This is a genomic window from Paenibacillus silvae, from assembly GCF_014639235.1.
GTDB classification, from domain to species: Bacteria; Bacillota; Bacilli; order Paenibacillales; family Paenibacillaceae; genus Paenibacillus; species Paenibacillus silvae.
In genome coordinates, this window is the sequence record NZ_BMFU01000006.1 from 253,981 (window position 1) to 264,726 (window position 10,746).

The window sequence follows — 10,746 nt, forward strand, 5'->3', positions numbered from 1 at the left end:
GGATGCATCTAGTTTGACTCTTCTAGCGTGAAACCAGGAAAAACACGTTGAACACTTACTGGAACAGATTTCACAACTTCCCGTTTGGTAACTACATACTCCATCTTTCCTCCAGTCGAGACGGTTGTTCCATTATCCACGTATGGAGCCAGTTTGACAGTTAGATCCCAATACTCAACTCTTAGTTCATCTCCTCCTGCTTGAATACCTACTCTAACTAAATACTCCGGAGTCTGACCATTTTTTTTAAGAGTTTTCATATCCAGAATCCTGGTGGATAACATCGTTGGCCCCATAGAGAAGTGATCTTGCTTCAAACGATCCATATCCATATTGAGCGTCGATTTCTCTAGAAGATCTTCAATGCCCGTATCCATTCCAGCCATGAAAACTTGGATTGTATTATTTATACCAGCTATTCCAAAAGGACCGACGTCTTTCATGTTTTCATCCCACACATTTTCGTAAAGGATACCTGCTGTATGAATTGAAACCGTTTGAGTTTTATCATTCCATGAAACAGATGTACCCAGCTCTTTCGACACAGAACTGAGCGGCACCATGACACGGTTGTTCACCATTTTCGGAGCTACATCCGTTTGCAACTGGGTTCCGTTCACATCCAATTTGATCATTCCTGCTGCATATGCTGAACACAGCACATATGACATTACAGCAACCGTAGTTAAAACGGATAATATAATCTTTTTCTTCATATCATTTTCCCTCTCCTATTCAACAATAAAAACACGTAACAATTGAATAAGTTACACCTTTAAGCTATTTATTCTGCATACATGTGAAAAAATCTCTGTTTGCCAAGGCAAACCTTCGCCTATATTCCTCAACAAAATGCTATACCAAAAAAATTTAAAAAATAGTGTCATTGAGGTTGTAATGTTTCTTGAATAATTACCTACATAGTGAAGAAGGAAAATTATTCTCACAAAATGAATAACTTCTAATCATAGCAGCTGCACCAGTGAGGGATACACTGGACAGTTCTATCCCATGGAATGACGGAGTTATACCACTGTGAAACTACATGATATAAAGGGGATATTTCTATGGCTTGTAATCAAAATTCAAAAACTAAAGTGTCATTTGTAACACCAGCGACTGCACCAAGTCAATTGGTTGGAACTAAAGCCAAAACCGATACTCGATTTGTAATCTCGGACAACCATGAGACAATTGATGAAACGACAATATTCACAAATGGTTATTGTACACTTTGGTCAGATACTGCTTCCGGTAAAACTTCTGTTAAATACCGTATGTTCGTATGGCACCTGAATAACAGAGGGGCCAGCATGAAGTATGGCATCACCATCGGTAACAATAACACTTCTGCTTACTCCATCCATAATGTAAAGAGTACAATTGCGCCTATTACATCATTCGTTGAACAAGGCAGATGTACTGCTGCGGCTTTAGTCGGCGATACAATGGATACAATCACACCGACAGATAGCTCAATTCCTGCAGGTAAACTTGGAGTAGTTAAAGAATGGACCGTACCTAACGGACAACTAATTGGTGGTCTGATAGAATTTACGGTCACCAATACAGCATCTACAGCAATGTCATACCGATTGCGTTCGGTTGCTGCTGCAAGTGCAACAGCAGATCTGAGACTTAATCAGACTCCTGTCATTTCCTTTTTTACAGGGAAAGATGGTTCTATCCATCCTCGTGGATCATGGGACTTTGCGGAAATTGCAAGTAGTGTAAATTATTCTGCGGGAAGTGGATGGAAATATTATAATATGAGTAACGGACAAAGTGATAACTTGATGACCAAAGCAGCATCTTACGACAACGGGAATGCAGCAGATAGTAACAAAGGTCACTATGGTGTTAAATATACACTGACGGTTAATCTCACGAATCCAACTTCAGCTGAAAAAACCATTAGCATTTACATGGGCTCCCGGGTAAAACCATACGGCGGGGCTGTCAAATGGAGCGGAGATAACGTAACCTACAAAGTTCCTAATCTTGCAAGTCCCCCCACTCTGGTTTCAGGTACTACTCAATATCAGGAGGGGATTCTGGTAGCTGAGGTGAAATTATCGGCAGGACAAAGCATCACACGGACCATTACTGCAGCGTCTGCGGGAGGATTATCCACTCCAGCTGTGGTTGCATTCCAAACCAAATAATGTAACTCAAAGAAACAGGGGCGCTATCTGAACCAGCGCCTCTGTTTCTTTGTTGTTCACTATTTAGACTCTTCTAGCGTGAAACCAGGAAAAACACGTTGAACACTTACTGGAACAGTTTTCACAACTTCCCGTTTGGTGACTACGTAATCCATTTTTTCACCAGTTGAGATGGTTTTTCCATCGTCAACTCTTGGGGCCAGTGTGACAGTTAGATCCCAATATTCTACTTTCAGTTCATCTCCACCTGCCTGAATGCCTACTCTAACTAAATACTCTGGTATCTGGTTATTTTTTTTAAGAGTTTTCATATCCAAAATCTTGGTGGATAACATCGTTGGTCCCATAGAGAAGTGCTCCTGCTTCAAACGATCTAGATCCATATTGAGTGTTGATTCCTTTAAGAGATCTTCAATGCCCGTATCCATTCCAGCCATGAAAACTTGCACTGTATTATTAATACCTGCTAATCGAAATGCTCCAATATCCTTCATGTCTTCATCCCACACATTTTCGTAAGGGATACCTGTGGTATGAATAGAAACAGTCTGCGTTTTATCGTTCCATGAGACCGATGCACCCAGCGCTTTCGACACAAAACTGATCGGAACCATGACACGGTTGTTCACCATTTTCGGAGCTACATCCGTTTGCAACTGGGTTCCGTTCACATTCAATTTAATCATTCCTGCTGCGTATGCTGAACCTAGCACTCCTGACATCACCGCAACAGTAGTTAATACTGAAAAAACAATCTTTTTTTTCATATGTTTGAAATCCCTCCCATTCATCATTATAAACGCTAAATACCCAAATAAGTTACACCTTTAACTTTTTATTTTTTGCTTTATGCTATGAAGCAGAAGAGAGAAGACAATAAAACCAATCCAAACAAAAATAATCTCCACCATATGGGGAGATTTATGAATGTGTCTAATGTATAAAAAGTAGAAATGCAAGACTAGAGAGGCTACTTTTGTCACTAAAAAAGAAAACATTATGAATAATAACTATACCTATGTAAAACAATTTAAACCGACCATACCCTCCCTTCACTCACCCTATAACTTACTATCTGCTGCATGGCTAATTAACATTTCTAACAAACCTAGTCGTAAAGATTGCATAACGTCCTCTTTTGGCATGCGTATATATTTAGCCATTTGCTCCATCTCTTCTTCAAAAAGACCCAGTATAGCTATAAAAGATGAATCGTCCCCATTTCTAAATTGTTCTACAAGATTCATGAACTCAATTTCTTCGATAGAATTTTTAATGTTTTTCTTTTCCATTTATTTACTCCTTGTTGAGAAATTTGTAGGTCTGCTGAAATCTCTTTTTCTGACTTACCAGAAAGATAGACATCATGAATGATTCTCTTCCCTACATCTGATGGAATAAGTGAGCATATCTCTTCGACATACATTCTGGATACTGCATCGTCCTCAAATGAATTAATGGTGCTTGAATCATAAACCATTCCAAATTCTCTATTTCTAGTCACTTTTGATCTGTACTGCATTCTCCAGGCCATTTTCTGAAGTTCAGATCTACATCTTTCTTTCGTTATCTCCAAAGACATCACCTCACTATATAGGTAAAAAGAAGAGCACTTCTACTACCAAAAAAACAAAAAACAGGAACATTTGTTCTTATATAATTATATGAAAAACTCCGTTTTTCTTCCAGTTAAAAGTTGTAAAATCCCCGTGTTTTTTTCCTATATTTATGAGAAGAGAGGAGGAATTACATATGGATATCGATACATTTATTCAACTCATCCCCAATTTTGGATTTCCAATTGTCATTACTTTTATGTTGCTAAAATATCTTATGGACAGTATCAAAGAGAAGTTTGATATCTTAGATCGAACATTAAAGGAATTGATTGATTTAATTAAAGATTTAAAAACAGATCCTTAATTAAAAATCATGTCCAAACAACCGGTTCTAACTGTACTTATTGCGAAAAGCTGTTTGTAAAATGGAATCACCTAAAATCCTGAATTCGCAGTAACAAGCACACTCACGACAAAATGAAGGGAATATATCGTGCATCTTCAACAATTTCAATAAAATTGGTTGACTACGATTACGTTTCGTCATTACACTATGAATGCTGCAATGCTATTGCATACAGGAAAATATAAAAGGTGGTTCCATAAATATGTCACAACGACGTTCCTCCAAAGGCGGAGAAATTCCGCAGATGTATAATCTGGACGAGATGGATCGTAAAATCATCGCCGCCCTGCATGAGAATAGCCGAATCTCCTACACCGACCTCGGTACACAGATCGGTCTATCCCGCGTCGCAGTACAGGCACGTATCAATGCATTGTCGGAAAAAGGCATCATTGAACGCTTCACTGTTGTCATCAATCCTGGCAAAGTCGGACTTCAGGTGTCTGCCTTCTTTAATGTGGATGTAGAGCCGCGCTTTCTGGACGAGGTTGCGGAGATGCTGGATGAAGAGCCGGCCGTCACCAGCCTCTATCATATGACAGGCCCAAGCACTCTGCATATGCACGGTATTTTCGCAAATATGGAAGAGATGGAGCAGTTCCTGCTGGAGAAGCTCTATCAGATGCCCGGCATCGTCAAAGTTGAATCACAGCTGCTCTTGAAACGGTACAAAAGCCGAATGGGCATGAGACTCTAGGAGGATATCAGCATGAGTTGGAAAGATTACAACGGTCTCGTGGCAGGCATGATGCGAACCGGAATTTTGGGATATGGCGGTGGCCCTTCAGTTATTCCACTCATCCGTTATGAAGCCGTTACCCGCTATGAATGGGTCAGCGATGATGAATTCGGCGAGATTCTGGCGATTGCCAACGCACTGCCGGGCCCCATTGCTACCAAGATGGCTGCTTATCTTGGGTATAAAACCAAAGGTGTGCTGGGCGCTATTGTCGCCGTACTTGCTCACATCTTGCCGACAAGCATTGCGATTATTGCCCTGCTGGGTTCGATGTACGCGCTGCGCGAATCCAAAATTGTAGCGGGCATGGTCGCCGCAGTCCGACCTGTTATTTTTGTGATGCTCGGTATGATGGCCTATGAATTTGCAATGAAAGCCTGGAAAGGGCTTGGCAAATGGTTTGCTATTGCATTCGGCATAATTGCCTTTGCGGCGCTGCAGTTGCTGAATGTGCACCCTGGATTGGTCATTACAGCTTTCCTGGTCTATGGCTTCTTCCATTTTGGTCTCGTTCAGCGTTTGAAATCCAAAGGTAACTCTGACAAGGAGGTATCGTAGGATGCTTCAGACGTGGTGGGAACTATTTTGGGGATTTTTCGTAGCGAACATTCTGGGATATGGCGGTGGCCCCGCTTCCATTCCGTTGATGCAGGAAGAGATTGTGAATCACTACCACTGGATGACCACGGAACAGTTCGGGGACGTCCTCGCGATCGGCAATGCACTTCCCGGGCCGATTGCAACCAAAATCGCTGCATTTGTCGGATACCATGTCGCAGGCTGGTTCGGTGCCTTCATCGCCAGCTTTGCTACGATTGTACCGTCGGCAGCTGCACTTATTTTATTATTGCGTTTATTAAACAAACATCGCACCTCGCCTAAAGTCAAAGGCATGACATTGCTTGTACAGCCCGTCATTGCCGTGCTTATGATTCTGCTCACCTGGGAATTCGGCCAAGTATCTACAGACTCCATTGGGATCTGGCAAACACTAATTATTGCAGGCATCTCGCTTTGGGTCATGACCAAAACCAAGTTGCATCCTGCGATTCTTATTCTTATTGCTTTTGCCTATGGTGCTTTGGTGCTGTCGCATACGATGTAACAGGGATACATCACTTCATTTAATTTTGAAAAAGACAGGTCACATGCAGCCGTATCATACCAAAAAGGTGATATCCGCTCGAATGCGGATATCACCTTTTTGTACTTTACATAATAACATTTGTAAGGCAAAGTTACTTCGCTTCAACCACTACGGTAACCTTTGTTTTTACCCCTGCATAGGAAACCGTAATCGTTGCTTTCCCTTTCCCATTCGCCTGAATCACACCATCTTTAACGGAAGCAGTCGCTATACGGGAGGATGTCCAAAGTGCTGGCTTGGATACATTAGCCTCACTTCCATCCACGTACGTTGCTGTAGCCACAACTGTCGCTTTATCGCCAGCCTTCATCGTCAATGTGACTTTGTCGGTCTGCAAATATTTCAGTGTATCTACATCCAGCGCAATCGTCACCGTTTTGCCGCCATACTTCGCTGTAATCTTGGCTTTACCTGAATTTAATGCTTTTACTTTACCTTTGGTCACTTGAGCAACCTTGTAACTGTTCGTTTTCCATTCAGCCTTGTCCGTAATATCACGTTCACTGCCATCACTCAGGGTAGCCGTTACTGTCAGATCAACCGTATCGCCTGATTTGAGGGAAAGTGCAGGTTCCGAAGCTGTGATTCGTGAGATTACATCGACTTCAACCTGAATCGTAACTTTTTGCGAGCCGTATTCAGCAGTAATGTTGGCTTTACCACTGCTGTTCCCTGTGATTACACCCTTTTTTACATCTGCTACGCGGGCATTGCTGGATTTCCAGGTCGCATCTGCTGTGACATCCTTTGTATTACCGTCACCATCTGTACCTGTCAGAATAACGGTTTGGGTTTCTTTTGCCGAAAGCACAACAAAGTTTACATCTGCCTCCAGTCCGCTTGCCATACCCACTTCAACCGGGAGTGTCAACGTTTTGCCTTCAATTTTAGCCGTAATCGTCGCTTTCCCTGTCGCTACACCTGTAATAACCCCTTTGCTGTCTACCTCAGCGATTTTCTCGCTGCTGCTGCTCCAGGTTGCATCCTCGGAAACATCCTTGGAGGTCTCACCGTACAGTGCAAGCACTTTGGCAGAAGTGGTTCCGCCTACAGCCACGGTTGCTTTCTTTTTGTCCATCTCATATTTGTCTGGAACGTCTACGCTGACTGTGAATTTCACCGTTTTACCGCCATATGCTGCTGTAATCGTAGCCGTACCTGATTTATAAGCAATCAGTTCGCCACCCGATACATATACGATTTCAGCATCGCTGGAGGTCCATGTCGCCTTGGACGTAACATCCTCCTTGCTCGCATCAATGTATTCTGCATTCGCCGTCAGTTTTTTCGTTCTGTTGTCACCCGTAACACTCATGGCAAGCTTATCATTCACATCTTTGATATCCAGATATCTCGCGGTATCCACATCCACGGCGACTTCCACCGTTTTACCGCTATAGGTTGCCTTGATCGTCGTTGATCCGGCGCTCACTGCCGTAATTTGACCTTTGAACACCGTCGCAACCTTCTCGTTGCTGGATGTCCATGTCGCCTGATCGGTTACATTCACATCACTGCTGTTTGGATATGAAGCCGTCACAACAACATTGGCTGTTTTATTGCTCTCGCTCAAGCGGAAGAAAATACTCTGTTTCTCTACGCTCAGCTTGCTCGTCTGATCTACATCCACATCTACTGATACGGACTTGGTACCATATTTCCCTGTAATAACAGCAGAGCCTGCCGAGTAACCTGTAATATTGCCCTTCAGCACATCTGCAACCTTCTCATTACTCGACGTCCATTCCGCCAGGTCGGTTACATCTTTCGTTGTCCCGTCTGGATAAGTAGCCGTCAATTTCACAACTTCGCTTTTGTTGAGCAGCAGATTCACCTGCTTCTTGTCTACGTCTACACGTTTAACCACTTCTACGCTGACGTCCAAGGTTACGCTCTGGCTTCCCAGTTTGGCAGTAATGACAGCTGTTCCCGCGCTTTGCCCAGTAACCTTGCCGTTAACAACGGTGGCAACCTTCTCGTCACTTGTCGACCATTCTGCACTGCTCGCTGCATCACTGTTCGTTGTATTATCGCTGTACGTCGCAGTCAAGACGATGTCTTTGCTTTCCCCTGTGCGGAGCTCAAGATTTTGCACGCTTTTCGAAAGGGCTTTAACCTTCTTCGTTACTTTAATTTGAACAGGCTGAGTTTGGCCCTGATACGCCACTGTAATTGTTGCTGTGCCTTCTTTTTTGGCTGTAATCGAGCCATTATATGCAGTTGCTACCGAAGTATCACTGCTCGTCCAGGATGAGCTGATCGTAACGTTCGCTGAGGTATTATCCGAATATACCCCCGTTACCGTCACCGAACCGGAATCGCCGACTTCGAGCGACATTTCATTTTTGGAAACTACAATTTTGGACAGTTCCTTCTCTGCCGCAGCGGCCAAGCCTACGTTGGAAATAGTGAGCATCAACACCAGCATCATTACCATATACTTGGTCAATCTTGGCTTTAACATCATTTCCCTCCGATATTCGTCATTTTATTCCTACTATATAATGTCGGCAAAGGCTTTCCAGATGTTTAGACTTTCAGGAAATTTTCAGGTAATTATATGGGAATTCATGTTACTCGATCATCTAACCATGCATAAGGGAAGCTGCAATCAGAGCGAATATATGCAGCATTGCACCGGTTTCATTCACCACCGTATCCTCAAGGCATAATCTGAGTTTAGAGCGACTGGAGTACATTTTTATAGAAAAGGAGGATACCGATTGAATCAATCCTTTGATTACATCGACTATTGGGAGCGGACTTATCGCAAAGGTGAAACATCCGGCAGAGGTTCATACGGAGTGCTGGCTGAGTTCAAAGCCGAGGTTGTCAATGCATTAATCCAGCGTGAGGGCATTCGTCGCATTATCGAGTTTGGCTGCGGTGATGGGAACCAATTGAAATATATGGACTATGGCGAATATCTCGGTATGGATGTGGCTTCAGCCTCGGTAGAGCACTGTGCCTCCATGTACGCTGATGATCCTTCGAAGAGCTTCATGGTATATAGACCAGGTCTATGGGTCAACCGTGGTTTTCTGCAAGCGGATCTCACCGTTTGTCTGGATGTGCTCTATCACATTACGGATGAGACAGATTTTCGCCATACGCTGCATGATGTGCTCCATGCCTCTACCCGCTGGGTTGTACTCTATACGAGACTGAGGGAACAGGGTGATTCAGGAGTACGAACGATTCAGGACCGTAACCTGTTCCATTATCTGTTTGATTATCCCGAGTTCAAGGTGCATGAGATTATACGTCAGCGCTATCCCCAGCAGTCCTCGGCAGACTTTGTCATTCTGAAACGGACATGTGCGAAGAAGTGATTTCAGCCAAAAAATACGGCAAAAATATAACCGCCCTGCCAAGGGCGGTTAATCACACATTCAAGATGAAAGATGAACATCTAACTATATCATTCCCCTTAAAATAAACCCTTGTCTCCACGCAGCTTCGCCAGCGCCTCCATATAGAAATAATCGCCGTAAATAATCGGCACATTGATGCCCCGTCCTTCGGGGTAATGCACCGTACCCCGGAGGATCAGCCCTTCCTCCGCCGCCAATTCGGCGGAGCTATGGTGCTCATACAAGCCGCGGACGATGCGTTCTCCCGCGGCAGCGTAGGTTTGCCCGCGCGGCGACAGCTTCGCGAGCTCAAGCAGTCCGCTCGCGGCAATAGCCGCTGCGGACGAATCCCACGCCGCCCGGTGCTCCGCTGGCGCGCGGAAATCCCACACCGGCACGATGTCTTCGCCAAGCATGGCGAGGAAGAAATCGGCCGCTCGCTCCGCTGTCTCCAGATATCGGGCTTCGCCCGTATACCGGAAAGACAGCGCAAACCCGTGCAGCGCCCAGGCGGTGCCCCGCGCCCAGGCCGACCCGGGAGCATGGCCTTGGCCGCCATGCTCCCGCAGCTTCTGCCCCGTGTGTGGATCAAACTCCACCACGTGGCAGATGGACCCGTCGGCGCGCACGAATTCACGCGCGACGGTGTCCGCATGCGCTTCCGCCAGCCATCGGAAGCGAGGATCGCCGCTCTGCTCGGAGGCCCAGTAGAGCAGCGGCAGGTTCATCATGCTGTCAATGATGGCTACGCCGCGCGTATCCATCGTTGACGAGCTGAAGTTCCAGGCGCGGATGAACTCACCGCGCACATGAAAACGGGCGGCGAGCAAATTCGCGGCAAGCAAGCCGCGGCGTCGCCCCTCCGCACTGCCTGTCTCGCGATAGCTGGCTACGCCGCTAAGCAGCCAGATAAAACCCAGATCGTGATCCACCAGGTCAGGATCACGCAGACAGCCTTCGAGCTGCTGCTCACAGCTCTCGGTAATGCGCCGCAGCTCTGTAGCCGACTCATGCTGCGGAGCATCCCTGTACACCAGCCATAACAAGCCGGGCCAGAAACCGGCTGTCCACCAATCAGGATCATTCTGATCGTACATCCCCTGCAGTGAAGTATGGGGAAACGTATCCTGAATTCGCTTGGCGTTGCGAATCGTTTTGTCAGCTGCCTGTCTCCATGCTGCTTCTACCCATGATTCCGATGTTGATGTGTCCATATTACTGCCCCTCCCGCTTCTGAGTATGACCAATTCACACTTCCAGTTGCTGTTATCCCCAGCCTTCTTCCAGAAAGCTTTGGACCCCATGTTCCCTGTTTTCTTCTGCCTGCTCCTTTAAAGTTTACATAGAACAACCTCCAGCACGCAGTGCTCCGCTTCA

Annotated in this window: 11 protein-coding genes; 6 read left to right on the plus strand and 5 right to left on the minus strand. The window is 45.2% G+C overall.

Annotated features, from left to right (window positions below):
• Window positions 1-8: 8 nt before the first annotated feature.
• On the minus strand, window positions 9-716 hold the full coding sequence (locus tag IEW26_RS20505) for a stalk domain-containing protein (RefSeq protein WP_188593677.1): 708 nt from the start codon (window positions 714-716) through the stop codon (window positions 9-11).
• A 351-nt stretch (window positions 717-1,067) separates the two neighbouring features.
• Here IEW26_RS20505 and IEW26_RS20510 point away from each other — a divergent pair, with 351 nt between their 5' ends.
• Window positions 1,068-2,165 (plus strand): hypothetical protein, encoded by a 1,098-nt coding sequence (locus tag IEW26_RS20510; RefSeq protein ID WP_188593678.1) that lies wholly within the window; start codon window positions 1,068-1,070, stop codon window positions 2,163-2,165.
• Window positions 2,166-2,224: 59 nt separating this feature from the next.
• Here IEW26_RS20510 and IEW26_RS20515 read toward each other — a convergent pair whose 3' ends face one another.
• Entirely contained in the window at window positions 2,225-2,932 is a 708-nt protein-coding gene (locus IEW26_RS20515) for a copper amine oxidase N-terminal domain-containing protein (RefSeq protein WP_188593679.1), read from the minus strand.
• A 294-nt stretch (window positions 2,933-3,226) separates the two neighbouring features.
• Entirely contained in the window at window positions 3,227-3,457 is a 231-nt protein-coding gene (locus IEW26_RS20520) for a hypothetical protein (RefSeq protein ID WP_229729950.1), read from the minus strand.
• A 460-nt stretch (window positions 3,458-3,917) separates the two neighbouring features.
• On the opposite strand from IEW26_RS20520, the gene IEW26_RS20525 reads away from it, so the two are divergent.
• The 4 genes from IEW26_RS20525 (at window position 3,918) to chrA (ending at window position 5,974) form a co-directional block, all read left to right on the plus strand.
• Entirely contained in the window at window positions 3,918-4,088 is a 171-nt protein-coding gene (locus IEW26_RS20525; RefSeq protein WP_188593680.1) for a hypothetical protein, read from the plus strand.
• Between the two features lie 244 nt (window positions 4,089-4,332).
• The gene (gene chrS, locus IEW26_RS20530; protein ID WP_145406387.1) at window positions 4,333-4,827 is read left to right on the plus strand and encodes a chromate efflux transcriptional regulator ChrS; all 495 of its coding nucleotides are present in this window, start codon (window positions 4,333-4,335) and stop codon (window positions 4,825-4,827) included.
• Window positions 4,828-4,839: 12 nt separating this feature from the next.
• A complete protein-coding gene (gene chrB / locus IEW26_RS20535) occupies window positions 4,840-5,427 on the plus strand; it encodes a chromate efflux transporter ChrB (RefSeq protein ID WP_188593681.1) in 588 nt (195 codons plus the stop codon).
• Window position 5,428: 1 nt separating this feature from the next.
• Complete coding sequence (gene chrA / locus IEW26_RS20540; RefSeq protein WP_188593682.1) at window positions 5,429-5,974, plus strand: chromate efflux transporter ChrA; 546 nt, start codon at window positions 5,429-5,431, stop codon at window positions 5,972-5,974.
• A 133-nt stretch (window positions 5,975-6,107) separates the two neighbouring features.
• Here chrA and IEW26_RS20545 read toward each other — a convergent pair whose 3' ends face one another.
• A complete protein-coding gene (locus IEW26_RS20545) occupies window positions 6,108-8,480 on the minus strand; it encodes an Ig-like domain-containing protein (RefSeq protein ID WP_145406384.1) in 2,373 nt (790 codons plus the stop codon).
• Between the two features lie 259 nt (window positions 8,481-8,739).
• Between IEW26_RS20545 and IEW26_RS20550 the strand changes: the two genes are divergently transcribed.
• Window positions 8,740-9,348 carry a class I SAM-dependent methyltransferase gene (locus IEW26_RS20550; protein ID WP_188593683.1) on the plus strand — a complete coding sequence of 203 codons (609 nt, stop codon included), beginning with the start codon at window positions 8,740-8,742 and terminating at the stop codon, window positions 9,346-9,348.
• Between the two features lie 98 nt (window positions 9,349-9,446).
• Here IEW26_RS20550 and IEW26_RS20555 read toward each other — a convergent pair whose 3' ends face one another.
• On the minus strand, window positions 9,447-10,583 hold the full coding sequence (locus tag IEW26_RS20555; protein WP_188593684.1) for a glycoside hydrolase family 88 protein: 1,137 nt from the start codon (window positions 10,581-10,583) through the stop codon (window positions 9,447-9,449).
• Window positions 10,584-10,746: the final 163 nt, after the last annotated feature.